Annotated in this window: 32 protein-coding genes and 1 tRNA gene; 7 read left to right on the top strand and 26 right to left on the bottom strand. The window is 41.5% G+C overall.

The features are described from left to right. Positions 1-45: 45 nt before the first annotated feature. Positions 46-119: transfer RNA gene (locus ES017_RS05485), tRNA-Ile, on the bottom strand. A gap of 129 nt (positions 120-248) precedes the next feature. Here ES017_RS05485 and ES017_RS05480 point away from each other — a divergent pair. Continuing rightward, positions 249-1,025 carry a DUF1189 domain-containing protein gene (locus tag ES017_RS05480; RefSeq protein ID WP_021095190.1) on the top strand — a complete coding sequence of 259 codons (777 nt, stop codon included), beginning with the start codon at positions 249-251 and terminating at the stop codon, positions 1,023-1,025. An 8-nt stretch (positions 1,026-1,033) separates the two neighbouring features. Here ES017_RS05480 and ES017_RS05475 read toward each other — a convergent pair whose 3' ends face one another. Next, positions 1,034-2,767 carry a methyl-accepting chemotaxis protein gene (locus ES017_RS05475; protein WP_021095189.1) on the bottom strand — a complete coding sequence of 578 codons (1,734 nt, stop codon included), beginning with the start codon at positions 2,765-2,767 and terminating at the stop codon, positions 1,034-1,036. 157 nt (positions 2,768-2,924) lie between these two features. Here ES017_RS05475 and ES017_RS05470 point away from each other — a divergent pair, with 157 nt between their 5' ends. Both ES017_RS05470 and ispG read left to right on the top strand, forming a co-directional pair. Continuing rightward, complete coding sequence (locus ES017_RS05470) at positions 2,925-3,236, top strand: type IV pilus assembly protein FimV (protein ID WP_021095188.1); 312 nt, start codon at positions 2,925-2,927, stop codon at positions 3,234-3,236. 79 nt (positions 3,237-3,315) lie between these two features. Then, complete coding sequence (ispG, locus tag ES017_RS05465; protein ID WP_021095187.1) at positions 3,316-4,410, top strand: flavodoxin-dependent (E)-4-hydroxy-3-methylbut-2-enyl-diphosphate synthase; 1,095 nt, start codon at positions 3,316-3,318, stop codon at positions 4,408-4,410. 22 nt (positions 4,411-4,432) lie between these two features. Here ispG and ES017_RS05460 read toward each other — a convergent pair whose 3' ends face one another. After that, positions 4,433-4,792: an MFS transporter gene (locus ES017_RS05460; RefSeq protein WP_021095186.1), complete on the bottom strand. Its 360-nt coding sequence runs from the start codon at positions 4,790-4,792 to the stop codon at positions 4,433-4,435. Positions 4,793-4,922: 130 nt separating this feature from the next. Here ES017_RS05460 and ES017_RS05455 point away from each other — a divergent pair, with 130 nt between their 5' ends. Further along, positions 4,923-5,498 (top strand): haloacid dehalogenase, encoded by a 576-nt coding sequence (locus ES017_RS05455; protein WP_021095185.1) that lies wholly within the window; start codon positions 4,923-4,925, stop codon positions 5,496-5,498. Positions 5,499-5,500: 2 nt separating this feature from the next. On the opposite strand, the gene ES017_RS05450 is transcribed toward ES017_RS05455, so the two are convergent. The 4 genes from ES017_RS05450 to ES017_RS05435 are packed head-to-tail and all read right to left on the bottom strand — an operon-like array spanning position 5,501 to position 8,488. Continuing rightward, positions 5,501-5,926 carry a Fur family transcriptional regulator gene (locus tag ES017_RS05450; protein WP_009373996.1) on the bottom strand — a complete coding sequence of 142 codons (426 nt, stop codon included), beginning with the start codon at positions 5,924-5,926 and terminating at the stop codon, positions 5,501-5,503. Positions 5,927-5,932: 6 nt separating this feature from the next. After that, entirely contained in the window at positions 5,933-6,766 is an 834-nt protein-coding gene (locus tag ES017_RS05445; protein WP_021095184.1) for a metal ABC transporter permease, read from the bottom strand. Positions 6,767-6,780: 14 nt separating this feature from the next. After that, positions 6,781-7,536, bottom strand: a complete 756-nt coding sequence (locus tag ES017_RS05440) for a metal ABC transporter ATP-binding protein (RefSeq protein WP_021095183.1) — start codon at positions 7,534-7,536, stop codon at positions 6,781-6,783. 58 nt (positions 7,537-7,594) lie between these two features. After that, positions 7,595-8,488, bottom strand: coding sequence for a YitT family protein (locus tag ES017_RS05435; RefSeq protein WP_035063293.1), 894 nt, complete (start codon positions 8,486-8,488; stop codon positions 7,595-7,597). A gap of 66 nt (positions 8,489-8,554) precedes the next feature. Between ES017_RS05435 and ES017_RS15900 the strand changes: the two genes are divergently transcribed. Further along, complete coding sequence (locus ES017_RS15900; RefSeq protein ID WP_021095181.1) at positions 8,555-8,809, top strand: DUF2624 domain-containing protein; 255 nt, start codon at positions 8,555-8,557, stop codon at positions 8,807-8,809. 23 nt (positions 8,810-8,832) lie between these two features. Here ES017_RS15900 and ES017_RS05425 read toward each other — a convergent pair whose 3' ends face one another. Further along, complete coding sequence (locus ES017_RS05425; RefSeq protein WP_021095180.1) at positions 8,833-9,720, bottom strand: deoxyribonuclease IV; 888 nt, start codon at positions 9,718-9,720, stop codon at positions 8,833-8,835. 13 nt (positions 9,721-9,733) lie between these two features. After that, positions 9,734-11,011, bottom strand: coding sequence for a DEAD/DEAH box helicase (locus ES017_RS05420; protein ID WP_042534264.1), 1,278 nt, complete (start codon positions 11,009-11,011; stop codon positions 9,734-9,736). Between the two features lie 157 nt (positions 11,012-11,168). Between ES017_RS05420 and vrrA the strand changes: the two genes are divergently transcribed. After that, a complete protein-coding gene (vrrA, locus tag ES017_RS05415) occupies positions 11,169-11,624 on the top strand; it encodes a VrrA/YqfQ family protein (RefSeq protein WP_021095178.1) in 456 nt (151 codons plus the stop codon). 67 nt (positions 11,625-11,691) lie between these two features. Beyond that, positions 11,692-12,639 carry a 4-hydroxy-3-methylbut-2-enyl diphosphate reductase gene (locus ES017_RS05410; RefSeq protein ID WP_009374006.1) on the top strand — a complete coding sequence of 316 codons (948 nt, stop codon included), beginning with the start codon at positions 11,692-11,694 and terminating at the stop codon, positions 12,637-12,639. Positions 12,640-12,648: 9 nt separating this feature from the next. Here ES017_RS05410 and ES017_RS05405 read toward each other — a convergent pair whose 3' ends face one another. The 17 genes from ES017_RS05405 to ES017_RS05325 form a co-directional block, all read right to left on the bottom strand. After that, positions 12,649-13,767 carry a Nif3-like dinuclear metal center hexameric protein gene (locus ES017_RS05405; RefSeq protein ID WP_042894008.1) on the bottom strand — a complete coding sequence of 373 codons (1,119 nt, stop codon included), beginning with the start codon at positions 13,765-13,767 and terminating at the stop codon, positions 12,649-12,651. After that, complete coding sequence (locus tag ES017_RS05400) at positions 13,764-14,468, bottom strand: tRNA (adenine(22)-N(1))-methyltransferase (RefSeq protein ID WP_021095176.1); 705 nt, start codon at positions 14,466-14,468, stop codon at positions 13,764-13,766. Before ES017_RS05400 ends, ES017_RS05405 begins: the two co-directional genes overlap by 4 nt. A 91-nt stretch (positions 14,469-14,559) precedes the next feature. Beyond that, a complete protein-coding gene (cccA, locus tag ES017_RS05395) occupies positions 14,560-14,922 on the bottom strand; it encodes a cytochrome c550 (protein WP_021095175.1) in 363 nt (120 codons plus the stop codon). Between the two features lie 110 nt (positions 14,923-15,032). After that, positions 15,033-15,566 carry a hypothetical protein gene (locus ES017_RS05390; protein ID WP_021095174.1) on the bottom strand — a complete coding sequence of 178 codons (534 nt, stop codon included), beginning with the start codon at positions 15,564-15,566 and terminating at the stop codon, positions 15,033-15,035. Positions 15,567-15,640: 74 nt separating this feature from the next. Next, entirely contained in the window at positions 15,641-16,759 is a 1,119-nt protein-coding gene (gene rpoD / locus ES017_RS05385; RefSeq protein WP_021095173.1) for an RNA polymerase sigma factor RpoD, read from the bottom strand. Beyond that, complete coding sequence (dnaG, locus tag ES017_RS05380; protein ID WP_171334834.1) at positions 16,752-18,563, bottom strand: DNA primase; 1,812 nt, start codon at positions 18,561-18,563, stop codon at positions 16,752-16,754. Before dnaG ends, rpoD begins: the two co-directional genes overlap by 8 nt. Positions 18,564-18,858: 295 nt before the next feature. Further along, positions 18,859-19,665: a pyruvate, water dikinase regulatory protein gene (locus tag ES017_RS05375; protein WP_021095102.1), complete on the bottom strand. Its 807-nt coding sequence runs from the start codon at positions 19,663-19,665 to the stop codon at positions 18,859-18,861. 12 nt (positions 19,666-19,677) lie between these two features. Beyond that, positions 19,678-20,307 (bottom strand): transcriptional regulator CcpN, encoded by a 630-nt coding sequence (gene ccpN, locus ES017_RS05370; protein WP_042894011.1) that lies wholly within the window; start codon positions 20,305-20,307, stop codon positions 19,678-19,680. A 91-nt stretch (positions 20,308-20,398) separates the two neighbouring features. After that, positions 20,399-21,160, bottom strand: a complete 762-nt coding sequence (gene recO, locus ES017_RS05365; RefSeq protein ID WP_021095104.1) for a DNA repair protein RecO — start codon at positions 21,158-21,160, stop codon at positions 20,399-20,401. A gap of 19 nt (positions 21,161-21,179) precedes the next feature. After that, on the bottom strand, positions 21,180-21,323 hold the full coding sequence (locus ES017_RS05360; RefSeq protein ID WP_021095105.1) for a YqzL family protein: 144 nt from the start codon (positions 21,321-21,323) through the stop codon (positions 21,180-21,182). Between the two features lie 99 nt (positions 21,324-21,422). After that, positions 21,423-22,331, bottom strand: a complete 909-nt coding sequence (gene era, locus ES017_RS05355; RefSeq protein WP_009374020.1) for a GTPase Era — start codon at positions 22,329-22,331, stop codon at positions 21,423-21,425. Positions 22,332-22,397: 66 nt separating this feature from the next. Continuing rightward, the gene (locus ES017_RS05350) at positions 22,398-22,784 is read right to left on the bottom strand and encodes a diacylglycerol kinase family protein (protein WP_021095106.1); all 387 of its coding nucleotides are present in this window, start codon (positions 22,782-22,784) and stop codon (positions 22,398-22,400) included. A 6-nt stretch (positions 22,785-22,790) separates the two neighbouring features. Further along, complete coding sequence (gene ybeY / locus ES017_RS05345) at positions 22,791-23,258, bottom strand: rRNA maturation RNase YbeY (RefSeq protein WP_021095107.1); 468 nt, start codon at positions 23,256-23,258, stop codon at positions 22,791-22,793. 60 nt (positions 23,259-23,318) lie between these two features. After that, a complete protein-coding gene (locus tag ES017_RS05340; protein WP_042534251.1) occupies positions 23,319-24,281 on the bottom strand; it encodes a PhoH family protein in 963 nt (320 codons plus the stop codon). Positions 24,282-24,284: 3 nt separating this feature from the next. Beyond that, the gene (gene yqfD / locus ES017_RS05335) at positions 24,285-25,472 is read right to left on the bottom strand and encodes a sporulation protein YqfD (protein ID WP_171334833.1); all 1,188 of its coding nucleotides are present in this window, start codon (positions 25,470-25,472) and stop codon (positions 24,285-24,287) included. 11 nt (positions 25,473-25,483) lie between these two features. Further along, a complete protein-coding gene (yqfC, locus tag ES017_RS05330) occupies positions 25,484-25,768 on the bottom strand; it encodes a sporulation protein YqfC (RefSeq protein ID WP_171334832.1) in 285 nt (94 codons plus the stop codon). 53 nt (positions 25,769-25,821) lie between these two features. Continuing rightward, positions 25,822-26,175, bottom strand: coding sequence for a hypothetical protein (locus tag ES017_RS05325; RefSeq protein ID WP_019416895.1), 354 nt, complete (start codon positions 26,173-26,175; stop codon positions 25,822-25,824). Position 26,176: the final 1 nt, after the last annotated feature.

Here is a 26,176-nt window from a genome sequence, read left to right as displayed (position 1 = left end):
AAATTATTTGCAAAAAAACCTCGCTAATTTACTTAGCGAGGTAAATGGACCCTGCAGGACTCGAACCTGCGACCAGACGGTTATGAGCCGTCCGCTCTAACCAGCTGAGCTAAGGGTCCGCCATATCCGATGGTAATTTTAGCAAAAAAGGCGGAAAGCGTCAATACGTGCAACACACGAAACAAAAAGGTTGTGTACTAAATAGAAAAAGAAGTAGAATGAGAAATGATGACGCATAAAGGATGTGAATGATTATGTGGAAACGGTTGTTACAAAGTCTTTATTCTCCTGTACATATTGCACGCTTTCGTTTTCATCCAATCGGAAAGGCGATTAGCTACGTGTTTTTTTTGTCGCTTATTGCAACGTTACCGATTGCCATTTACTTTACAATGAGCATAAACAAAATGATCGGCTCAACGCATCAACTATTAAAAGAAGAGCTTCCTCCATTTGAAGTCGTCGATGGAGTATTGACATCAAACATACAAGAACCGATTGAACTTACGCATCCAAACGTGACCATTTTATTTGATAGCACAGGTACACTCACAACAGATGATGCAGAACGTTACACAAACGCGGTGGCATTTTTAAAGGAAGAGTTTGCACTTGTTGCTAATGGGCACGTTCAGTCATATCCGTATGCTTTCATGCAAGCGGAACGTTTCACAAACGAAGATGTATATGAATTTGCCCGCACGCTTCAATCGTTGCTTCCTATTGTGATTTCATTATCGTTTCTCGTGTTATACTTTTTCACATGCACAAGCAAATTTCTTTATGTTACCGTTCTTGCATTCATCGGGCTTATTTTTCGCGGCACGTTAAATAAGCGTGGAACGTACCGCCATATGTGGAGTATCTCTGCTTATTCAATTACATTATCAACCATCTTTTTTACAATAATGGAAACTCTACAAATTGTCGTGCCTTATGCTGTCGCTTTAGATTGGTTCGTTTCTGTCACGATTTTGTTCGCTTCCATCAAAGAACTTCCTTCTATGAAAGAAGCAGGCCATTAGCCTGCTTCTTATAGTTTAAATGCTGCAGTCAGTGCGGATAATGATTGCGATAATTCATTTAATCGTTCACCAACACGATGCATATCATTCATCTGCTTCGTTTGATCGTACGAAACAGACATCATTTCTTCTGCGCTTGCTAGCGTTTGTTGAGCAACAGAAGCAAATGCCACCGTCACCGTCTCAATCATCGGCAATAATTGCTGAAACTGCTCCAATTCACCTTCCATTTGCGCCACGTTGCGATTGACGCGCTGAATTTCTTTTAACAAATGGTCAAACGAACGCTTTGCCTCATTTGCGGACGTGAGTTGATGTTGTAAATGTGTGACCATCCCTTCAAACTGGTTTGTCGCATGAATTGATACTTCTTCCATCGCAAAAATGGACGATGTAATTTCTTCCGTTGCCTTTGAAGCATGTTCCGCCAGCTTTCTCACTTCTGTGGCGACGACCGCAAATCCTTTTCCAGCTTCTCCAGCGCGCGCCGCTTCAATTGTTGCGTTGAGCGCCAATAACTTCGTTTGCTCGGCAATTTGTCGAATGACATCCACAACTTTTGTAATCGACGTCGAATGATGTTTTACACTTTGAATCGTATCGTTTACTTTTTTAAATTGCTCAGCAAATGAATGAATATCAGCAATTAAATGCGTCAGCCGCTTTTCCCCACCCTTTGAAGATTCGTTCATATCAGTCGCACTGGCTGAAATGTTTTTCACACTTACTAATACGTGTTGCATCCGTTTTTTCATCTCATCGACGCGATGAATGCTTTCGTCTGAAGCATTGGCCGTTTCTTCTGCCCCTTGTTTCACAGTAGAAATCGCTGCCAAGAGCTGATCGTTTGATTCAATGGCATGTTCAGACACATGCTCTAAGTCGCCTCCTGTGATAGCTAGCTGCTTTGTTGTTTCGTCCATTTCACGAATGACATTTTTCATGCTCGTCAACATCCGTTGGAAGCTACGCGCAAGCGAATCAATTTCTGGCGTTGTCGAATAAATATGTTCGTCAACCGTTAAATCTCCACGTGACAATCGGCTCATCGCATGACGAAGTTGGGCAATCGGCTTCGTTAATCCACTTACTAACCATTTAATCATGATCGTTGAAATAATGACGCTTATCATAATCGCTACGACGGTTAAATATGCAAGCTGTTGGATCGGCTTCATAAACTGTTCATCCGGCACAGCAACGACATATGTTCCTTTCAATTCTTGAATAGTTTTATAGGCAAATGTATATGTACGCCCGTTCCATTCCAAATGCGACACACCATTTTTTTGTTTCGTAATTGTTTGTTGGACGGATGTTGGTACATTGAGCTGTTCATTTCGCTCAAACGTTTTTACTTGTCTATCTCCAATTAAAAAAATGTCTACGCTTAATCCATCTTGCATCAGTTCCGCCTTTTGTTGCTTTACTGCAGACCGTAAACTTTTTTCAAGCAGTTGCTCATTTCCAGCATGAATGTACATAAGATTACGTGACACTTCAAACATCATCGTCGCCTCTCGCTCAAGGCGATTTTCGATCGCTTTTACCGTCGTTTGTTTCGCTTGATGATAAGCAATCATCCCAACGGCACTTAACGAAATAATTAACACACCCAAAAATAAAATAAATAAACGGTTTTGTAAACTAATTTTTAATAACCATTGCTTTATTTTCGGTGATGGTTGAAATACAGGCACTCGGACAAGCTTTTTTATATGTTTTAATCGCTGTCTCAACATATATCCCCCCTTCGACAAATACAGACAAAGAATACCAAAAACATGTCAACGTGATGTGAAGAACATGTAAAGCAATGTAAAGAGAATGTAATTTTTACGCATATATCGTTTGGACAAGCCATATGGATAAAACAGAAGAATGAAGCGGGGGAATGCCATGAAAAAAGTTTTCATCTTTCTTGTATGCATTGCGATATGTGCGATTGCTTATCATGATATAACAGAAGGGACAATTCATACAATTCGTGCAGAAAAAACATTCAAACCAACAAAGGAGCTTCCATATCGTGAAGTCATGATCCAACGAGGCGATACGCTCCTTTCGATCGTCGAGCGTGAGATGAATGGGAAATTACCCGTATCCATCGATCAGCTCATTGCTGATTTTCAAACGTTGAATCCACATGTTAACGCCCATTCGCTTCAAATCGGAAAAACGTACCGCATTCCGTACTATAAGCAGAAATAGCAAAAACGTTGTCAACAAACAAGAAACATTGCTACAATAAAAAATGATTCGATTAATACGTTAAAGGAGCGATTGACTCGTGAGCGAAATCATTCATCGTTCAAAAACCCGCCCCGTTCGCGTTGGGAACATTACAATTGGGGGGAATAACGAAGTCGTCATTCAAAGTATGACGACGACAAAAACGCATGATGTAGAAGAAACCGTTGCTCAAATACATCGACTCGAAGAAGCTGGATGCCAAATCGTTCGCGTCGCTTGCCCAGACGAAAGAGCAGCTGATGCGATTGCTGAAATAAAAAAACGCATCAATATTCCGCTCGTTGTCGATATTCATTTCGACTACCGCCTTGCTTTAAAAGCGATTGAAAACGGAGCAGATAAAATTCGGATTAACCCCGGAAACATCGGAAAGCGAGAAAAAGTAGAAGCGGTTGTGAAAGCAGCAAAAGAACGTGGAGTTCCGATTCGCATCGGGGTAAACGCTGGTTCACTTGAAAAACGCATTTTAGAAAAATACGGCTATCCAACTGCGGATGGTATGGTCGAAAGCGCATTACATCATATTCGCATTTTAGAAGACCTTGATTTTTATGACATTATCGTTTCGCTGAAAGCTTCCGATGTTCGTTTAGCGATTGAAGCATATGAAAAAGCTGCGCGCACATTCGACTATCCGCTCCATCTTGGCATTACGGAATCGGGTACGCTATTTGCCGGAACAGTAAAAAGTGCTGCGGGGCTTGGTGCCATTTTAAGTAAAGGAATTGGCAATACGGTACGTGTATCCCTTAGCGCTGACCCTGTCGAAGAAGTAAAAGTAGCGCGTGAATTGTTGAAAACATTCGGTCTTGCGGCAAACGCTGCGACATTAATTTCTTGTCCGACATGCGGAAGAATTGAAATTGACTTAATTCGTATTGCAAATGAAATTGAAGAATATATCGCCCAAATTAAAGCGCCAATTAAAGTAGCGGTCCTCGGTTGTGCGGTCAACGGGCCAGGAGAGGCGCGCGAAGCTGACATCGGCATTGCAGGGGCACGCGGCGAAGGATTATTGTTCCGCCACGGAAAGATTGTCCGGAAAGTGCCTGAAGAAACAATGGTTGAAGAATTGAAAAAAGAAATTGACAAATTAGCGGAAGAATATGCATTGAAAGGAAAGCAAAAATAAGAGGGGAATATTCCCCTCTTATTTACCAAAATCGGACGAAAAAGCTTAAAATAATGGAAACAGCCCCAATTCCAATCGCCCAAGCCCCTAACGTTTCTGCTCCTCGACGTCGGGCAATGAATCCGAAAATAATACCGGCTGCCCCCATAATGACTGGCATTAAGAAAAGAGAAACAACCGATAACGCAAGTGCAAGCCAGCCAATGCCACGACCGTTTTGTTCACGATCGACTTCTTTTTCAGAAAATCGAATCGGCTCAGCAATTTCACCTGCTGTTTCTTCCATAAAATCTCGTTCAACATTTGGAACAGTATCCACTCGATTCACAACAGTATCTATTCGTTCGTTGTCATATGATCGACGCTGATGTTCATTGTCCATGACCATTCCCTCGCTTTCGTAAAATGAGGAGCACTATTATTATGCAATAAGCGATACGTCATTATAGATGTTACTTTATGTCAATGATATAATGGGCAAGAAAAGCACATCATAGGAAGGATGAACAAACATGATCAAACGGCGATTTGGTATCGATATTGATGGAACAGTAACATGTCCAAGTACGTTTATTCCATATTTAAACAAGTCGTTTCAAAAAAACTTAACGCTTGATGATATTACCGATTACGATTTAGTTCCTTTTTTGGATACAACGGAAGAAAAATTAAATGAATGGATGGAACAATACGAACCGATCATTTACAGCGAAGCACCGCTTGCGAACGGAGCATTAGAGGTCATTAATAGTTGGAAAGATGAATATGAGCTATATTATATTAGCGCTCGAGGCCGTCACTTATATGAAATAACAGAAAAATGGTTTCAACAACAAGGTGTTCATTACCATCATATCGAACTGATCGGTTCACACGATAAAATTGAAGCAGTAAAGAAATATAAAATCGACATGTTTTTCGAAGATAAATACGATAATGCTTGCGATATTGCTGAACAATGCCTTATTCCTGTCATTTTATTTGATACTCCTTACAATCGCGGTCCGCTCCCAAAAGGCGTTATTCGCGTGTACAATTGGTATGAAGCGAAAAAACAAGTAGAACAATTACTCACAACAACAAGCTGACATTACACGTCAGCTTGTTGTTGGCACATCGGGCATGTTCCGTACACTTCAAACTTATGCCCTGAAATCGTATATCCGTGCAAATCTTCCACTAATTCATTCATCGGACACGTTACAAGTTCTTTCGTTTTTCCGCACGACATGCAAATAAAATGGTGATGGTGATGATGCACATTACATGTAAACCGAAAGCGCTTCTCTCCAGACAGCTCAGTCATTTCTAAAATGCCGAGCTCAACAAATAACGCTAAGTTGCGATAAACTGTATCGAAACTAAGTCCCGGATACCGATCTTTCATGACATCAAGCACATCTTTTGCCGTTAAATATTTATCTGTTTTTGCAAACAGCTCAAGCATTTCTTCGCGCTTTCCTGTATACTTAAACCCCTTTTCTTTCATTAACCGTAGCGCTTCAGAAACGTTCACGCTTCGTCATCCTCTCTTCCATTTTCTCCACACGATCGCACCAATTAATATACAGACAGCTAACAACACAATCGTCCCGCCGGGAGCTAAATTTAAATAATAAGAAAGAAATAAGCCAACAATGACAGCAAGCTCACCAAATAGAACGGACAACCATAACGCTTGTTTAAATCCTTTTGCGATTCGAATGCTCGCGGCAACAGGAAGCGTCATGAGTGATGAGACGAGCAAAATGCCGACAATTCGCATCGATGCGGCAATGACGAGAGCAACGAGCACGATGAAAACAAAATGAAGCACCCTTACCTTTACTCCCGATGCTTGTGCATATTCTTCGTCAAATGATAAAATAAACCACTCTTTATAGAGCAGAAAAATAACAGCAAACACGATGAAAAAAATGATGCTAATTGTCCATACATCTGTTCGGCTTACCGCGCTAACGCTTCCGAACAAATATGAAAACAAATCGGTATTGAAGCCATCCGCAAGTGAAATAAAAATGACGCTTAAGCCGATGCCTCCTGATAAAATGATCGGAATAGCTAATTCTTGATAATGCTTATATACGGTACGCAACTTTTCAATAAATAACGAACCAGCAACCGAAAACGCCATGCCCAAATAAATCGGGTTGAATGTCGCTCCCATGACAAACGTTTTTTGTACAAGTAAACTGGCCGCAATTCCTGCAAGCGTGACATGACTCAACGCATCCGCAATAAGCGATAATCTCCGTACGACAATAAACACACCTAAAAGAGGAGCGATGAGCCCAATGAATATGCCAACAATAAACGCATTTTGTAAAAATTCATATTGAAATAACGCCTCTAGCATAATCTCCCCCCTTTCTATGCATGGTCATGGGCAAGTAGGTGAAGATGATGCCCGTAAAATGATGCTAAATCTTCTGTTTTCAGCTGCGCAAACTGTTGCACGCTTCCATGAAAATGCAAATGTTTGTTTAAACAAGCGACATGCGTGACTTTTTCCGTAATTGTTCCGATATCGTGCGTCACAAGAAGCAACGTCATATGATGTTGTTTATTCAATCGTTCAAGCATGTCGTAAAAGCTTTGTACATGATGCACATCGACCCCGACAGTTGGCTCATCTAAAATTAAAAATTCAGGTTGCGACACGATCGCACGTGCAATAAATACGCGTTGTTGTTGACCTCCTGAAAGTTCGCCAATGTTTCGATGAATAAAAGGGCTCATGCCGACCGCATCAATCGCTTCATATACTGCTTTTTCGTCGCTTTTCTTTAATCGGCGAAATAAACCGAGCTTTCCAGCTAAACCGCTCGCTACGACTTCATATACTGTCGCAGGAAACCCGGTATTAAAACTGTTTGCCTTTTGGGAGACAAAGCCAATTTTATGCCAATCTTTAAACTGCTCAATCGGCGTGCCGAATAAAAAAATGCGCCCTGTTTGCGGTTTTAACAACCGCAAAATGCATTTTAACAACGTTGATTTCCCTGACCCGTTCGGACCAACTAAACCAACGAAAGCGCCTTTCGGAACGCGAAAATGAATATGTTGCAGTACATCTTCATCATCATATCGAAACGATACGTCTTCTATCCGTAAAATATCGTCCATCGTTTGACCACCTTAATTCAAAATGATTCCGATTCATAGTATAACGCATTTGTTTTCATTAATGAATAGCAGACTTAAATTTCGCTCCACGCACTTCTTGTGTATTCATAATCGTAATAAAGGCATTTGGGTCAATTTCATATACAATTGATTTCAGCTTCGTCACTTCCAGACGAGTAACAACAGCATAAATCACTTCTTTTTGTTCGTCCGTATATCCGCCTTTTCCCATCAACTTCGTCGTTCCACGGCCAAGTCGATTTAAAATAGCATCTGACACTTCTTCATAACGATCTGATACGATGAACACCGCTTTTGTTTCATCTAATCCTTGAATGACCGTATCAATCGTTTTAAAAGCGATATAATAAGTTAAAACGGAGTACATCGCTTGCTTCGGTCCGAATACAAACGCAGCCCAAGTAAAAATAAAAACGTTTGTAAACATGACAAATTCTCCAACAGAAAACGGCAACTTTTTCGTCATTAAAATACCTAAAATTTCTGTGCCATCTAATGAACCACCGTGGCGAATAACGAGCCCTACACCTGCGCCAAGAATGGCTCCGCCAAACACCGTTGCTAAAATGGAATCTGTTGTAAAAGGGGATACATGATGAAACAACCGCTCCATCACAGCTAACACAACGATTGAATAGAGGGAAGAGAGCATAAACGTTTTTCCGATTTGTTTATAACCGAAATACATAAACGGCGCATTGAGTAAAATGACAAGCGTGGCAAAGTTCAACCATGCGTAGTTTGGAAGAATGCGATCAAGAATAAGCGATATACCGATGACCCCACCATCAATAATTTCATTAGGCACTAAAAACAATTCGATCGATAACGCAGCAAGCGTCGCACCGATCGTCATCATTACAACACGATACATTAAATGGCCAATTGTCTCTTTTTTATGTTGTCTTTTCAAACAAATCTCCCCCTTCATCTATTTCATTATACCATTGCACCCTTCCTTCTTTCCTCTCATATGGTAAATAAGGAGGGATGTTACGTGAATGTGTATCATAAAATCGTCCAGCATAAAATGAAATCCATCACCGCAAATGAATTAATGATGTATGCCAAGGAATATAACGTTTCGCTTTCCCAAAAAGACGCAGAAACGATCATTCAAATGATGCGCGAAAAAACGATCGATATGTTTAATGAACAAGCGAGGAAAAATTGGATTCGCGAACTCGCCCAGCGCACATCACCGCAACTTGCTAAACAAGCTAATGACTTCATTCGACAATTTATACAGTAAGAAGGCTGCCTACAGACAGCCTTCTACTCGATAATTTTTTCTCGAACGTTTCGGTCAAACTGTTGCGCACGCAACATCGCGATTTCAAATTGATATGGCGGTTTCGCATCTTTTTTCTCCCCAACATATGGCGTTTCTAAAATTTTTGGCACGTGCATAAGCTGTGGATGATGAACAATATAATTTAGCGCATCAAAACCGATATAACCAAAACCGATATTTTCATGACGGTCTTTCCGACTTCCACACGGATTTTTACTATCATTAATATGCAATACTTTTAGACGATCAAGCCCGATAATGCGATCAAATTGTTCTAATACGCCATCAAAATCGTTCACAATATCGTATCCCGCATCGTGTGTATGACATGTATCAAAACAAACAGAAAGCTTATCGTTATGCGTGACACCGTCGATGATTTTTGCTAACTCTTCAAAGCGGCTGCCACATTCAGACCCTTTTCCTGCCATCGTTTCTAAAGCAATTTGCACTTGTTGGTCATTGGTAATGACTTCGTTTAACCCTTCAATAATTTTTGCAATGCCTGCTTCCGCGCCTGCACCGACGTGCGCACCAGGATGGAGGACGAGCTGCTTCGCACCAATCGCTTCTGTTCGTTCGATTTCCGAACGTAAAAAAGAAACGCCAAGCGAAAACGTGTCTGCATTGATTGTATTGCCGATATTAATAATGTAAGGGGCGTGCACAACAATTTCTTCAATCCCATGTTGTTTCATATGGGCAAGCCCTTGATCAATGTTTAGTTCTTCGATTGGTTTACGTCTCGTATTTTGTGGCGCACCGGTATAAATCATAAACGTATTTGCTCCATATGATACTGCTTCTTTACTTGCGGCTAACAACATTTCTTTTCCGCTCATCGATACGTGTGAACCGATTTTTAACACGTCTTTCTCTCCCTTATTTCTTTTTCGCTCTTTGTTTTTTCAACTGTTCTCGCAATTTTTTCTTATATCCCGGTTTGACTTTCTTTTGTTTTTTCGCTATTTTTTCAACAAGTTGCTCAACTTCATCTTTTTTCTCTTTTTTCCGCCCGTTCCATGCATCGAGCTCAATCCATTCGCCATGACGGAAATCGCGATGAAGGAAATGAATTCCCTTTTTCTCTAACTTCACTAGCGCATGTTGATCAGATGGTTCGTAAATCGTTGTTGCCGTACCAGCATAACCTGCACGGCCCGTTCGGCCCGTACGATGTACGTAAAAATCTAAATCCGTTGGCAGTTCATAGTTGATGACGTGGCTGACGCCTTCAATATCAATTCCACGCGCCGCCAAATCTGTTGCGACAATGTATTGAAATTGTAAATCACGAATCGCTTTCATCATCTTTTTCCGCTCGCGTGGAGTTAAATCTCCATGTAACACGCCTACTTTTAATCCTTTTTCAATTAAACCGTTCGCTACTTCATCGGCCGTTTTACGCGTGTTTACAAAAACAATCGCTAAATATGGGTTGTAACTAACTAATATATCGTGTAAAAGCTGCAAACGATCACGATGGCGAAGCGGGATTAAAATATGTTCAATGGCTGGTGCCGCCACTTGTTTCGGAGCAATATGAATATGTGTTGGGTGCTCCATATATTTTTTCAAAAACGGCTTTAACTTTTCTGGAATCGTCGCTGAAAAGACGAGCATTTGTAAATCTTCTGGCATTCGTCCCGCCACTTGGTCGACATCTGTAATAAATCCCATATCAAGCATGACATCTGCCTCATCAATAACAAGCATCCGAGCCGTATGAACAAATAGCGCTTGTTCGCGAACGAGATCATACACGCGCCCCGGCGTGCCAATGACGATATGAGGTTGTGTTTTCAACTTTTCAATCGATCGTAATTTATCCGTTCCACCGACAAAACAACGCGCTGTAATGCGATGATCATTTGGACAAAATTTCGTTATTTTTAACACTTCATGATAAATTTGTGTAGCTAACTCACGCGTCGGCGCTGTAATAACCGCCTGTACTTCCTCAACGTGTGGATCAATGCGCTCGATGATTGGCAATAAATATGCATGCGTCTTTCCTGTTCCCGTTTGTGATTGTCCGATCACGCTCTCTCCACGCAAGACAGCGGGAATGACACGCTCTTGAATCGGTGTTGGTTTATGAAACTTTAAATGATGAAGCGCCTCTATAATAAACGGATGAAACGAAAAACGTTCAAACATAGTTTCTCATCCCCTTTCTTCTTCAGTAAAAAAATAGACCAGTTACATATTATATACGAACATAAACGGTTCATTCAACTATATGAGCTTTTCTGCATATCGTAGTATAGATAAGAAAAGCGCAAACCTTCACTTTATACAGAAAGGAGGAACTTCATTGCGACATCCATTTATGTTTCCACCTTCCCGTTCGCCTATGCCGCCTATGTGGCAGCAACCGATGATGCGCCAAGCACAAGGGGGCATGTTTTCCCGATTGTTTGGCAGCCAATTTCCTGCTCAAACGTTTGGTGCTGGCGGTGCATTGCCAAGTATCGATTCAATGTTAACGAATGTACAAAAAATGTTAAACATGGTCCAAACGATTACACCAATGGTGCAACAATACGGTCCACTCATTAAAAGCGTTCCGTCGATGATGCGCCTTTTTCGCGAATTTAAACAATCAGACACAACAAACGAAACAACTAAAACAGCAAGCGAAACAAACGAAACAGCACGCGCAACGAGCGCGGCAACGACAGAGCAACAACCCCTAAAAAAACAAAAACGCGAACGAAAACAAGAAAAAACGAATGAAAAAGGGAAATCTGTGCCAAAACTATATATTTAACTTTTGTATGTTCGCTCCTTCTTTTATATAATGAATACGACAAACACGCCAAGAAGGAGCGATCCATATGGAAGTCATTAAAATTACGCCACGCGGATATTGTTACGGAGTCGTTGATGCGATGGTCATCGCCCGCAACGCCGCTCTCGATCCGACGCTGCCAAGACCGATCTACATTTTAGGCATGATCGTTCATAATAAACATGTGACAGATGCGTTTGCAGAAGAAGGAATTATTACACTTGACGGTCCGAATCGACTTGAAATTTTAGAAAACATCGATCGCGGCACAGTCATTTTTACTGCTCACGGCGTTTCACCTGAAGTAAAACAGCGAGCAAGAGAAAAAGGGCTTGTCACTATTGACGCTACATGCCCAGATGTGACAAAAACACACGAGCTTATTCGCGAAAAAGTAGCGAACGGATACGAAGTCATTTACATCGGAAAAAAAGGGCACCCTGAACCAGAAGGGGCTGTCGGCGTTGCGCCACACGCCGTTCATTTAATTGAAAAACCTGAAGATGTAGAACAACTAAATATTCAAGCAAAACATATTATTGTGACGAACCAAACGACAATGAGCCAATGGGACGTTGCACATATTATGGAAAAAGTAAAAGAAAAATATCCACATGTTGAAATGCATCGTGAGATTTGTTTAGCGACACAAGTGCGGCAAGAAGCAGTCGCTGAACAAGCAAAAGAAGCAGATGTCACGATCGTTGTCGGTGATCCGAGAAGCAATAATTCAAACCGACTTGCTCAAGTATCTGAAGAAATTGCTGGAACGAAGGCATATCGTGTAGCGGATGTGACTGAAATCGACATCGAATGGATTAAAGACGCCAAAAAAGTAGCAGTTACTGCCGGCGCATCTACACCGACACCGATTACAAAAGAAGTCATTGACTTTTTGGAACAGTTTGACCCGAACAATCCTGAAACATGGAAAAGAGAACGAAAAGTTCCGCTTACAAAAATTTTACCAAAAGTAAAAAAAAGAGGCGAATAAGCCTCTTTTCTATATAAACGTAAACGGTTCCGTATGAGCTTGTGATACGTATATATCGACATCAAATTTTTGTTGCGTAAACATCGTTTTTAATACGTTCGCCACCCCTTCTTTCATCACTTTTTCGACATGATGTCCCGGATCAACGACATTCAAACCTAACATTAACGCATCATGGGCGACATGATAATATAAGTCGCCAGTGACGTACACATCCGCACCGCTCATTTTTGCTTGATGAATATATTTATTTCCATCTCCACCGATAACTGCAACTTTTCGTACACGACTCGTCAATTCGCCAACGACACGAACAGCCGGTACACGCAATGCAAGTTTGACATGTTCAGCAAATTGTTGCAATGTCATTTCTTCGCTTAACGTCCCAATTCGTCCAAGCCCATATGTCGTTCCTTTATTTTCAAGCGGATATATATCATATGCCACTTCTTCGTACGGATGTGCTTGTAACATCGCTTGAACAACTTTTCTTTGCAGACGCGCAGGAACAACCGTTTCTATGCGCACTTCTTCCACTGTTTCTAACGTTCCTTGTTGACCGATAAACGGATTAGCTCCTTCTTCTGGTCGAAACGTTCCGATTCCTTCGCTATTAAATGTACAATGGCTATAATTTCCGATATGTCCAGCCCCCGCATTACCAATCGCTTTTCTTACTGCATCCGCATGTGTACGCGGCACATATACAACAAGCTTTTTCAGCGGTTCTTCATACGTCGGAACAAGGACGTCAACGTTTTGCAACTGAAGCGCTTCAGCGAGCCAATCATTTACCCCTCCTTTTGCAATATCTAAATTTGTATGCGCCGCATAAATCGCAATATTATGTTTTATACATTTTTCAATCATACGACCGTACGGCTGATCGGTAACAATATGTTTAAGTGGACGAAAAATGGGCGGATGGTGCGCAATGATTAAATCAATGTTTTGTTCGATCGCTTCATCGACAACATGTTCTAATACATCTAACGTAATCATGATACGGCGAATCGGTTTATTTAGCGTGCCGATTTGTAACCCGATTTTATCGTCTTCCATCGCCAAATGTTTTGGGGCAAACTGTTCAAATAGTTGAATGACTTCATATCCGTTTGGTGTCTTCATCGCTTCAAAACCTCCTCTACCATTTGTAATGTGTCAACAAATTGTTGTCTCTTTTTGACTGCATCTTCCGTTTTCGCATATTTCAATTGCTCGATAACGTTTTGCCAATGCTTCATTTCCATCGCCCATTTTTTTTCAAATACTTCGTTTCGTTCTTTTAGTAAAAACGGACCGAGCAACAGTTCAACATGAAGCTGCGTGTACGGACGATAAGGGTCGCCACGCTCTGCAACGAGCACTTCATACATTTGCCCATCTTCCTCTAAAATGCGTTCATCAATTAATTCCCACTCATTTTCTAGCAACCATTTTCGCACAATATGTGCACCGACATTTGGCTGTAAAATTAAACGTTGAACGGATGTCAATTTTTCCTTTCCTGCTTCTAAAATGTTTGAGATGAGCGTTCCTCCCATCCCTGCGATCGTTACACAATCGACTTCATTCGGCGCCACAACTTGTAGCCCATCCCCTTTTCGAACGGAAATGACGTGAGAAAGCCCACACTTTTCGACTTGTTGTTTGGCAGAACGAAACGGTCCGTCCGCCACTTCTCCTGCAACTGCTTTTGTTATGTATCCGTGCAAATACGCATAACACGGCAAATACGCATGATCTGAACCGATGTCCGCTAGTACGCTTCCTTTTGGAATAAATGAAACAACTGTTTGCAATCGCTTAGATAACTGTAATTCGTTCACGATCAATCACCACACTTTTTTCTTCAGTTTATCATGTTTTATAAGAAACGAAAAATCCCTTCACCGAAGTAAAGGGATCTTTCTTCTCCGCTTATTTTAATTCAGCAAGCCATTTTGCCATTTCTTCTGCTTGATCTGCAGGCACCAAGCCACCCGGCATGCTTCCGCGACCGTTTACTAGCACGTCTTTAATTTGGTCAACAGATAGACGATCACCGATACCTTTTAATGCCGGACCAACGCCACCTTCATAGTTCGCACCGTGACATGCAACACAGCTTTTTTTGTAAATGTCTTCTGGACCTGCAGCTGCTGTTTCTTCTGTCTTCGCGCCGCCTTCTTTCTCTTTCGCAACTTCTTTCATATCCCCAAGGCCTTTCACAGACAGAAAGAAAATGAGACCAATTCCCATTACCATAATGAGTGCAAATGGGATTAACGGATTGCGATTCATACTTTACCCTCCCTTATGTAATAAAGCATGTTTTTCAAAATGAAAACGTTACAAACAATTTTATTGTACTTTAAATTCCCATAAAGGAAAAGCCCTGTATGTAAATTTTTTTAAATGAAAAATGAAGAAAAAAGAAGAACGATGCCGACCACGCCCGAAATGACAAAATACATAAGTGAAAAACGCCAACCGATGAACAACCAGACGAAACAGTTGCCCATCACAGCAATCGCTAATGCCCCCATACTTCCAGAAAAATAAACATCGCACGCGCGAATAGAAAGCAGAAGAAGTGATAAAGCGCCACCGATAAGAGCCATATGAACAACGATTTTATGTTTTGCAAAAAAACGAACAGAAACAAAACAAATTATGACAAAAAGTGACAAAATGAGCGTTTGCAAAACGAACGACAATTCAGTAAAATAAATGACAAGAAGGGCGAAAAGTAAACATATACCGATCATCACTGCGGTTGCACGAATCGCCCACGCTGGAACTTGCTTCGTTTGTGTCTCAACATCGTCGCGATTTCCTTCCGTGTACAACGCAAGCAAAAAATCGCAATATTGTTCCGGCAGCAATCGCGTTTGTTTCCAATATTTAATTTCATTAATAATGATTTCTTTTCGTTTTTGTTCCATTGAATACGCATTCCTTCCTAAATAAAGAAATAGCTTACTTCCATTGTAAGAAGTAAACTATTTCTTGTAAACGGTTATTCTAAAAAGTCTTTTAAACGTTTGCTACGGCTTGGGTGGCGTAGTTTTCGCAACGCTTTTGCTTCAATTTGGCGAATGCGTTCGCGCGTAACACCAAACACTTTGCCCACTTCTTCAAGCGTTCGCGTACGTCCATCATCAAGACCAAAACGAAGACGAAGCACATTTTCTTCTCGGTCTGTTAACGTATCTAACACATCTTCGAGTTGTTCTTTTAACAGCTCATACGCTGCGTGTTCAGCTGGAGATGTCGCATCTTGGTCTTCAATAAAGTCGCCTAAATGAGAGTCGTCTTCTTCGCCAATTGGCGTTTCAAGCGATACAGGCTCTTGGGCAATTTTTAAAATTTCGCGTACTTTTTCCGGTGTTAAGTCCATCTCTTCCGCAATTTCTTCAGGAGATGGCTCGCGGCCGAGGTCTTGTAAAAGTTGACGTTGAACGCGAATAAGCTTGTTAATCGTTTCAACCATATGAACAGGAATACGGATCGTACGCGCTTGGTCAGCAATGGCACGAGTAATCGCTTGGCGAATCCACCATGTTGCATATGTGCTAAATTTATATCCTTTGCGGTAATCGAATTTTTCGACCGCTTTAATTAAACCCATATTTCCTTCTTGAATTAAGTCAAGGAAAAGCATGCCGCGACCAACGTAACGTTTCGCAATGCTAACGACGAGGCGAAGGTTTGCCTCAGCTAGACGACGTTTCGCTTCTTCGTCTCCTTGTTCAATGCGTTTCGCTAGCTCAATTTCTTCTTCTGCTGATAATAGCGGTACGCGACCAATTTCTTTTAAATACATGCGAACAGGGTCGTTAATCTTTACCCCTGGAGGGACGCTTAAATCATTTAAATCGAACTCTTCGTCTTTTAAATCATCGAAGTCTGGGTCGTCTAAATCTGCCTCATCTAAATCAGACTCGGCGACGACTTCGATCCCTTGTTCATTTAAATACTCATAATATTCATCCATTTGATCGGAATCAAGATCAAATGCAGATAATCGCTCAGCGATTTCTTCATAGGTAAGAACGCCGCGTTTTTTACCTAGCTCGACTAATTGTTCTTTTGCTTGTTCTAACGTTAAATCGGAATGTGTTGACTTTTCAGCCATTTATTCCCCTCCTTCCAAAATGCAAAGACTTTCGCAACGCAATCATTTCGCTTGCAATGCGTTTCGCGCGCTCATAATCTTTTTGCCGTTCGGCATCGCGCAACTGCGCTTCTTTTTGCTTGAGCAACTGCTCTTTTGGGTAATTGAGCACGCATTGAATGTAATCTCGTAACTCGGCTGACGAGATGTCTTCGTTGATCGGTATCATAGACAGTTCTGTAACGATGCGCTTTAATTGCGGATCATGAATGCGTTCAAGTAACGAGCTTACATCGGGTTCGTGTCCTTCTTCGTAAAACGCATATAAATAGGCGGCAATAGCGCGATGTTCTTCGACGTTAAATGCACCTTCAATCGCTTCTTGAACAGCGAATGCGATTGCTTTATCGCGCAACATATGAGCAATTAACATCCGCTCTGCTTTTTGAAAAGCCGGTAACAGTTTCGCCTTCACAGGCACAACAACCGTTTCACGACGTTCTTGCTTTTGTTCTACTTGCTTTTTTCCATAAATCATCATTTGTTCGCGTAGCGCATCCATAGAAATGGAAAACTCATTAGCTAGTTGTCGTAAATAATAATCCGCTTCAATTGCATTAGATAACCGGCTAATTTCTTTCACTGCTTCTTCAATGTAACGAAGACGCTCACTTTCGTTTTGTAAATGGCGGCCGCGCTTTAAATATTCAAGCTTAAACGCTGTCAGCGACAAACTGGCATCAAGCACATGATGGCGAAAACGATCCGCGCCATATCGGCGTACATACTCGTCAGGGTCGAGCCCATCTGGAATCATCGCGACTTTTACATAACAGCCAGCTTCAACGAGCGTTTCCGATGCTCTCAAAGCAGCGTCTATTCCCGCTCGATCGCCATCATAACAAACAATGACCGATGAAGCATTGCGACGAAGCATGCGCGCCTGTTCTTCCGATAAAGCTGTTCCCATCGTTGCTACAGCATGGGAAATGCCAGCTTGCACAGCAGCAATCACATCTGCAAATCCTTCAAACAGTATCACTTGCTGTTTTTGGCGCATCGGCAAACGCGCTTCATGAAAGTGATATAAAATATGGCGTTTATTAAAAATTGGCGTCTCGGGGCTATTCATATACTTCGGCTCTTCGTTTCCGAGCGCTCTCCCCGAAAAAGCAACTGTTTCTCCTTGATGGTTATGGATGGGAAACATAATGCGATGACGGAAACGATCAAAATATGAGTCCTCTCCCGATTTTTTCACAATGAGTCCGGCCTGTTCCATAAGCGGAAGTGAGAAGCCTTTGTTTGCTAAAAATGTGACAGCTGCATTCCAAGACGGCAAAGCATAGCCAATTTCAAACTGCTCAATGAGCTCGCGCGTAAAGCCTCGTTGAAGCAAATAATTTAATGCTTCTTCTCCTTCATTTGTATGCATAAGCAAATGATGATAAAACTTTTTTAATAACTCATGCGCAGCAATCATCGTCGCTGTTTCTTTCCGTTCCGCTGTCGGATGCTCATCAACGACGTGCGATAAATCGACATTCGCTCGCGGTGCTAATCGCTTCACTGCCTCTATGAATGTAATCCCTTCGATGTCCATCAAAAACGAAAACACATTTCCGCCTGCTCCACAGCCAAAACAATGATAAATTTGCTTTTCTGGTGAAACAGAAAAAGAAGGTGTTTTCTCCCCGTGGAAAGGACATAACCCAAAGTAGTTGCGTCCTTGCTTTTTTAGTGAGACATACTGTTGGATGATGTCTACAATATCGACTGAGCGACGAATGTGCTCAACCGTTTCCTCAGGAATGCGTTGTCCCATATTTCAACAGCTCCAAACATATTTCGACAAAACTTGTTTCTGAAATAGAAATGTTTTGTATGTTTTTATTCTCCATCGCGCGAAACAATCCTTCTTTTTAAGAAAAAAATATTGTCGAAAATCCCGATGCATTGTCACTTGACAATTAGCTATAAATAGTTTATTCGTCCTATGTTCAGTCTAAACCTGTTTTATCACAATTTTTTATTATAATATAAAAAACATCAATTGGCTACAAAGTTTTTTATGAAAAAGGAAAAGCACATATCACACGTTGTGACTGTGCTTTGACTGCTTATTTTTCCCTTTTACGCATAATATTCATAATGACGTTCGCTGTTTCTTCGACTGCTTTATTTGTCACATCAATGACTTCGCAGCCCATTTTTTTTACGATCCCCTCAAAATATTGCAGCTCTTCTTTAATGCGATCAATGTTTGCATAAATGGCACGGTCATCTAATCCGAGCGATTTTAACCGCTCACGACGAATTTCATTTAGCTTCTCTGGACTAATTTTTAAGCCAAAACATTTTTCAGGCGGTACTTGAAACAATTCTTCAGGTGGATCTACTTCTGGAACGATCGGTACGTTCGCCACTTTAAATCGTTTATGGGCTAAATATTGTGATAACGGTGTTTTTGACGTGCGCGATACACCAACTAAAACGATATCCGCTCTTAAAATACCGCGTGGATCTCGCCCGTCATCGTACTTGACCGCAAACTCGATCGCTTCGATTTTTCGGAAATAGTCTTCATCTAATACGCGAATAGGTCCAGGTTCGCAACGTGGCTCCATTTGTAATAACTTTCCCATTTGCTCAATAAGCGGTCCGATAATGTCGTATACAGGCACTCCTTCACGTGCCGCTTCAGCTAATAAAAATTGACGCATTTCTGGTACAACTAACGTAAATACAATGATGCCGCGATTCATTTTTGCTAAAGCGACGACTTCCGATAACGTCTCCACATCTTCGACATAAGGAACACGTCGAAATTGAACGAGCGCCCCTTGAAACTGGCTCGCTGCTGCTTTTACAACGAGTTCGGCCGTCTCCCCTGCTGAGTCGGATACGACGTATACGATTTGACTCATGATTTTCCCCCTTTAAAGCACGTCTTCATTCGCTAACGCGACAAGCACCTTCGTCATATTCGTTTTCGTGATGCGCCCGACGACTTCGTACCCTTTGTCCACCTTTTTAACGACGGGCATCGCATCAATTTGTTTTTCAATTAATTTTTGGGCGACATCAATAAGTAAATCATCTTTTTCGCAAAATGTAATATTCGGCATGCGTGTCATAATAATATTGACAGGAATAGATGTCAACTCTTGTTTTCCGATGCTCGCGCGCAACAAATCTTTGCGTGACAATGCCCCAACAAGCAACGATTCATCATCTACAACAAACAACGTGCCAACATCTTCTAAAAACATCGTGACAATCGCATCATAGACGCTTACGTTTTCGTTAATGACAACAGGAATGGACTGATAATCGCTCACTTTCATTTTTTTAATTTTATCAGCAAGCAACTGTGTCCCCGTTTTTCCTGTATAAAAATAACCAACACGAGGTCTTGCCTCTAAGTATCCAGCCATCGTTAAGATAGCTAAATCAGGCCGTAACGTCGCCCGTGTTAAATTGAGCTTTTCAGCAATATGCTCACCTGTAATCGGCCCGTGGTCTTTGACGATTTGTAAAATTTGTTCTTGACGTTTATTGAGTTCGATTGTCGCTCACCACCTTACAATAGGCTACACTATAAGATCATATTATAATTCATCATTATATTTTGCAAACAAAAGTGGGAAGCGGACAACGTTATATTTGTCCGCTTTCACCTTTTAACATATGGAGCTGCTGTAAAAACCGTTTTGTTTTCAGCGAAAGACCTGAATATTCATCGTAATAAGCTGAAATGATCGTTTGTAGTTGTTGTTTCGTTTCTTGTTTGACAGCAATTTGGCCAATGCGAGACAAATCGACGTAGTAAAACAGGCGAAGTAATTTTAAAACCGATGGCGTCATCGGGATGCGGTGTGGATCGTGCTCAAAACAACGGTGACAGAGAAATCCTCCGTGTGCAATCGAAAAGGCAAACGTTCCTTCTTTTTCCCCACAAATAGCACAGCCATCTAACTTCGGATACAGTCCGAATGCCGGAAGCAATTTCATTTCATATATGTACGTTAATACTTCGGCATCGAGCCCTTCATTCATATACGTCAATGTTTGTAAAAGAAGTTCAAACAAATACGGATTTGGTCGTCTTTCTTCCGTTGCTTTATCTGTCAATTCAACAACGTATGAGGCGTATGCTGTTAAAAAAATGTCTTCGCGTATATGGCGCATCGTTGAAAGCAATTCCCCTTGATGTAAGCTTCCGACACCGCGACTTTTTTGAACGAGATATACGCCGTATGTAAATATTTGCGTAACAGAAGAAAGGCGGCTGCTTGGCTTTTTCGCTCCTCGTGCCATCGCAGCAACCTTTCCCCATTCGCGTGTAAATATCGTCACAATTTTATTCGTCTCTCCATAGTCAATCGTTCGAATAACAATGCCTTCACATTTTTCAAACATATAACATAACCTTCCAAAGTTAAAGGACGTGATAATCTCTTTCAGTTATATGATACGTGGAATCGTTGGCTTGCTCTTGCGTTTCGCGTTCTAGCTCCTTAAACAAAAGATACGTGTCAATATTCCCTGTTTGGCTGAACAGTTTCCAGGTAAAATCGAGCATCGAACCACACCTTTCTCTCATTAGTTGACGGTGATTGAGCAGCTCACTTGTAGTTTGCCCTTTTTGCGCTGTCGCAATGTCTTTTAAAATTTTACAGCATTAATACTCATCTTCACGATAGCCAAGGTCTCGCAACTGTGCCATTTTATTGCGCCAATCTTTTTGTACTTTTACCCATAATTCTAAAAACACTTTTGAACCGAGTAGCGCCTCAATATCAGCGCGCGCACGTTGACCAATTTCCTTCAACATTTGACCGCGCTTGCCGATAATAATTCCCTTTTGCGAATCACGCTCAACGATAATGGTCGCTGCAACATATACCGTATCGCCATTTTCGCGCCGTTCAATCGAATCAATTACAACCGCAATCGAATGTGGCACTTCTTCTCGCGTCAAATGGAGCGCTTTTTCACGAATAAACTCAGCAATAATAAATCGTTCAGGATGATCGGTTATTTGATGTGCTGGATAATATTGCGGTCCTTCAGGCAAGTAATGTTTAATTTGTTGCAACAACGTTTCTACATTGTTGCCTTGCAACGCTGAAATAGGGATGACTTCGGCAAATGAATGGAGCGAGCGATATTGCTCAATGAGCGGCAATAAATCGTCTGGGTGCACTTCGTCAATTTTATTAATGACTAAAAACACCGGTGTTTGCACTTGTTTTAAACGTTCAATAATAAACTCATCACCGCGACCGAGCCCCTCGACAGCATTCACCATAAATAAAATTAAATCAACTTCTTGCAACGCGCTTTGCGCTACTTTTACCATAAAATCGCCAAGCTTATGTTTCGGTTTATGAATGCCCGGCGTATCAATAAAAACGATTTGCGCGTCATCTGTTGTGTACACACCTTGAATTTTATTGCGCGTCGTTTGCGGCTTATCGCTCATAATTGCAATTTTTTGACCGATGACGCGATTTAAAAATGTAGATTTTCCTACATTCGGTCTTCCGATAATTGCTACGAATCCTGATTTATATCCTTCTCGAATCATAAAAACCTCCATCGCATAAAATATGCTTGCTTTTTATTTTACCAAAATATGAGCGCAATTTCACTACTATTTATGAAAATGTAAAGAATTTTTAAAAAATACATACAGATAAGGAAGGAAAATGGAAATCCCGATGATCACGGATATAAAAGCAAACACGAGTACAGCGCCAGCGGCTAAATCTTTCGCTTCTTTTGCTAACGGCCGATACTCATCTGTTACTAAATCAACCGTCCGCTCTATTGCGCTATTGACGATTTCTAAACTCATGACTGCTCCAATCGTCAAAAGCAACACGAGCCATTCCATTTTCGAGATACGAAACATCGCTGCAGCAACGATAACAGCAACCGTTGCCACGAGATGAATGCGCATATTTCGTTCATGGCAAACGGCAAGACGAATGCCATTTAGAGCATATAATACGCTAGCGACAAACCGCTTCCAACGCATCATCAATCATCTCGTTAAGCCAAATTGTTGTAATAGTTGTTCTTGTTTCGTAAACATCTCTTTTTCTTCTTCTTCTGTTTCATGATCATAGCCAAGCAAATGTAAAAAACCGTGTACAGCTAAAAAACCGAGTTCACGCATAAATGAATGACCGTATTGCTCCGCTTGCTCGCGTGCTTTCGGCACAGAAATAATAATATCCCCGAGCACAGGTGGAACATCTACACCGACAATTTCAATTTCTTCTTCGCCCATTTCTTCAAGGGCGAACGAAATGACATCTGTCGGCTGATCTTTTCCACGATAATCGCGATTTATTTCGCGAATTTTTTCATTGTCAACAAACGTAACGCTCACCTCTGCGCCATCTGGCACACGTTCTTCCTTTGCCGCATGTTGCAATAGTTTTTCAATCAGTTCTACTTGTTCTTCTGTCATCTCATTTGTTTCATCCATAAAATCAATCACTAACATAAAATCTCCCTCTTTCTTTTGTTAAAGTGCAAAAAGGACCCACATCAACATGGGTCACATTTACATTCCAGCATCTTCGTATGCAGCGATAATTTTGCCGACGAGTGGATGGCGTACAACATCAGCTTGCTCCAAAAAGACGAATGAAATTCCGCTTACATTCGTCAAAATGTCTTTTGCAATCGCAAGCCCAGAACGAACTCCTTTCGGTAAATCGACTTGTGAAATATCTCCCGTAATCACCATTTTCGAGCCGAAACCGAGACGTGTTAAAAACATTTTCATTTGCGAAGGCGTCGTATTTTGCGCCTCATCTAAAATGACAAACGCATCATCTAACGTTCGCCCGCGCATATATGCAAGCGGAGCAATTTCAATCGCACCGCGCTCAATTAATCGTTGGGTATGTTCATGACCAAGCACGTCATGAAGCGCATCATAAAGTGGGCGTAAATACGGATCGACTTTTTCCTTTAAATCCCCCGGCAAAAAGCCTAAATTTTCCCCTGCTTCCACAGCTGGACGCGTCAAAATAATTCGCTTGACTTGTCCGTTTTTTAACGCTTGTACAGCCATCACAACCGCTAAATACGTTTTTCCTGTTCCTGCTGGTCCAATGCCGAAAATTAAATCATGGCGCTGGATAGCGGAAACGTATTGACGCTGACCGAGCGTTTTAACACGAATCGCTTTCCCTTTTGCATTTTTTCCGATTTCTTCATTGTACAGTTCAATAAAGTAAGAAATCGTTCCATTTTTAGCCATTTGTAGCGCATAAAGCACATCACGCTCGCTAATGACAATGCCTTTGCGAATAACAAGCAACAAATGACGCAACAACTCATCAACAAGCTCAATATGTTGTTTGTTTCCTGACACGCTTACCGATTCGCCACGCGTCACAATCGAAACACCAAGTTCTTGTTCAATGCGTTTTAAATGAACATCGTGCGTACCGAACAAAGCGAGCGCTTCATCTGCATTTTGTACGTTAAGGTGAATCGTGACAAACTGTTCCGACATTCCTCAGTCTCCTTGAATAATTGGTTGTGGTATCGCAATGTTTTCAATGACTTGGTAATGCATTTCTACTTTTACTTTACCATTCTCCTTCGCCTCATGCAAAACTTTTTCACCTTGAATGTTCGCATCCGCAGGTAGTTGTCGCTGTAACTGCTCGCGCGCAATTTGTTTCGCTACCGCTTTTGCTTGTTCGTACGAATACTCACGAACAGCTACTTCTTTTTCACGCCACACGACTTTTTCATAAACAATCGGTAACGTCCATGTGAAAAAGCGAAACGTTTTTTCATCTACTTGTTTTTCAAATTGTGAAAACTGCTCTTCATGATCCCAAAAAATCGGGATTTTCCACGACCAAAAACGAACGTAATGTGTTTCACGCTTTTTTCCCGTCAACATATAAAACGTCGTTTTCATCGGAACAGCAACAGTAGACTTGTACCATGTCTCGCCTAAAATTTGACCGCGCGCTGGCACGATCTCTGTTTGCCCTTCTTTTCCAATAAAACCGGAAACGAGCAATTGCCCCGGAACGACATGATCATTCACTTCTACAACCGCCTGACCTTGTTCAACAAACATGTACGTAATGACTGCTTTTTTCTTCGCAACAAGATGCTGGGGGGTATTCGATTTCGTTTCTGTTGGCCGCTTTTTTTCAACGACTTGACAATATAACGTCGTTCCACGCCACTCCACACCAATCCACGTAATCGCGTCTATATTGTTCATTAGCGTTCGCTGAATCGTCTCAGGAGACGGAATGACAAATTGCAATGCACCGCGCTCAACCCCTATTTTTTTCAACTGCTGCCTGACAGTATGTTCGACTTCTGGATTCGCCCCTGTGACTTCAATACGCCAAATCATGTTAGATAATATAAACACGATACATATAAACGTAACGACTCCGATGACGATACCGCTATTTTTCCACGATGCTTTTAACCAAAACGGCGCACCTCGTCGATCGAGAACATATAATTTACAACCACTTTTTCTCATCGCCCCTCGCACATGATGAATATCGCGAAGGAGCATATGGCATGTTAGCGAATCGTCCCGCTCTCGCCTGACGTTCCATACATATATCCCACGGCGTGTAAATTCATTTAATAACCGCTCTAATCCTTTTCCAACAATACGTACTCGCAAATTCCCAGTCAGTTGATGTACCCATTCGTTTTTCACACCCGCCCCCCCTATTCTTCCAAATATAAAACTTGACTAATTTTCCCCTCGAGCAAAATTTCTTCTGGCAAAATAGTTTTAATGGTAAACGATTCCCCTTTGACAAGCAACTGCCCGTTTTTCAGCAACAAGCGCAATTCGCGATCTGTAAACAAAAGCAAACCACGATGATTCTCTATGTAGATATGAATATGTCCAATCATCGTAATACGGGGGAGGTCAGCGACAACATCCGCAGGTAGTTCCATTTGATTCGTTAACCATTGTCGCATTTTGCTTTTCCACTTTCCGATCATAAACAAAACCCCCTTTCATCTCATATGTATGAGTGAAACGGGGGTTGTAGCACTTATTTTCTACCAAACGGACGCTTTGCTCGCGGTGGACCGAGCACTTCTGAAAAAATCACGCCTTGCACGAGCGGGTGTTTAGGTAATTTTCTCCTCTCCACTCGTTGCTCTTCCGTTCGTTGCGGTGCGATCATTTGCTCTTGTTCTTTTTTCATCGATCGTCTCGTTCGCGGTTTCACTTCGGCCATCACAACTGGTAATTTCTGTTCTTGTTCTTGTTGTTTTTCTTGCTGTTGTTTTCGTTCAATCGTTTCTTCTCCCGCTTTCATTCGTTTTCCAACCCATGAGACAAATGCTGCCAAAATGAAAACGACAAATATGTTGTTTAGGAGCCATTCAATTAGCGCCATCATG

Source organism: Anoxybacillus sp. EFIL (assembly GCF_013096955.1).
In the GTDB taxonomy this organism is placed as follows: Bacteria; Bacillota; Bacilli; order Bacillales; family Anoxybacillaceae; genus Anoxybacillus; species Anoxybacillus ayderensis.
Note: the sequence above shows the minus strand (reverse complement) of the source record. Positions and strands in the feature narration are given on the sequence as shown.

Bases quoted from the DNA above. Each gene is read 5' to 3' on its own strand.
- ES017_RS05480 (WP_021095190.1), top strand. From the start codon at position 249: ATGATTATGTGGAAACGGTTGTTACAAAGTCTTTATTCTCCTGTACAT.
- ES017_RS05475 (WP_021095189.1), bottom strand. From the start codon at position 2,767: ATGTTGAGACAGCGATTAAAACATATAAAAAAGCTTGTCCGAGTGCCT.
- ES017_RS05470 (WP_021095188.1), top strand. From the start codon at position 2,925: ATGAAAAAAGTTTTCATCTTTCTTGTATGCATTGCGATATGTGCGATT.
- ES017_RS05460 (WP_021095186.1), bottom strand. From the start codon at position 4,792: ATGGACAATGAACATCAGCGTCGATCATATGACAACGAACGAATAGAT.
- ES017_RS05455 (WP_021095185.1), top strand. From the start codon at position 4,923: ATGATCAAACGGCGATTTGGTATCGATATTGATGGAACAGTAACATGT.
- ES017_RS05445 (WP_021095184.1), bottom strand. From the start codon at position 6,766: ATGCTAGAGGCGTTATTTCAATATGAATTTTTACAAAATGCGTTTATT.
- ES017_RS05440 (WP_021095183.1), bottom strand. From the start codon at position 7,536: ATGGACGATATTTTACGGATAGAAGACGTATCGTTTCGATATGATGAT.
- ES017_RS05435 (WP_035063293.1), bottom strand. From the start codon at position 8,488: ATGAAGGGGGAGATTTGTTTGAAAAGACAACATAAAAAAGAGACAATT.
- ES017_RS05420 (WP_042534264.1), bottom strand. From the start codon at position 11,011: ATGTTTGAACGTTTTTCGTTTCATCCGTTTATTATAGAGGCGCTTCAT.
- ES017_RS05410 (WP_009374006.1), top strand. From the start codon at position 11,692: ATGGAAGTCATTAAAATTACGCCACGCGGATATTGTTACGGAGTCGTT.
- ES017_RS05405 (WP_042894008.1), bottom strand. From the start codon at position 13,767: ATGAAGACACCAAACGGATATGAAGTCATTCAACTATTTGAACAGTTT.
- cccA (WP_021095175.1), bottom strand. From the start codon at position 14,922: ATGAATCGCAATCCGTTAATCCCATTTGCACTCATTATGGTAATGGGA.
- ES017_RS05390 (WP_021095174.1), bottom strand. From the start codon at position 15,566: ATGGAACAAAAACGAAAAGAAATCATTATTAATGAAATTAAATATTGG.
- rpoD (WP_021095173.1), bottom strand. From the start codon at position 16,759: ATGGCTGAAAAGTCAACACATTCCGATTTAACGTTAGAACAAGCAAAA.
- dnaG (WP_171334834.1), bottom strand. From the start codon at position 18,563: ATGGGACAACGCATTCCTGAGGAAACGGTTGAGCACATTCGTCGCTCA.
- ES017_RS05375 (WP_021095102.1), bottom strand. From the start codon at position 19,665: ATGAGTCAAATCGTATACGTCGTATCCGACTCAGCAGGGGAGACGGCC.
- recO (WP_021095104.1), bottom strand. From the start codon at position 21,160: ATGTTTGAAAAATGTGAAGGCATTGTTATTCGAACGATTGACTATGGA.
- ES017_RS05360 (WP_021095105.1), bottom strand. From the start codon at position 21,323: ATGCTCGATTTTACCTGGAAACTGTTCAGCCAAACAGGGAATATTGAC.
- era (WP_009374020.1), bottom strand. From the start codon at position 22,331: ATGATTCGAGAAGGATATAAATCAGGATTCGTAGCAATTATCGGAAGA.
- ES017_RS05350 (WP_021095106.1), bottom strand. From the start codon at position 22,784: ATGCGTTGGAAGCGGTTTGTCGCTAGCGTATTATATGCTCTAAATGGC.
- ybeY (WP_021095107.1), bottom strand. From the start codon at position 23,258: ATGTTAGTGATTGATTTTATGGATGAAACAAATGAGATGACAGAAGAA.
- ES017_RS05340 (WP_042534251.1), bottom strand. From the start codon at position 24,281: ATGTCGGAACAGTTTGTCACGATTCACCTTAACGTACAAAATGCAGAT.
- yqfC (WP_171334832.1), bottom strand. From the start codon at position 25,768: ATGATCGGAAAGTGGAAAAGCAAAATGCGACAATGGTTAACGAATCAA.
- ES017_RS05325 (WP_019416895.1), bottom strand. From the start codon at position 26,175: ATGATGGCGCTAATTGAATGGCTCCTAAACAACATATTTGTCGTTTTC.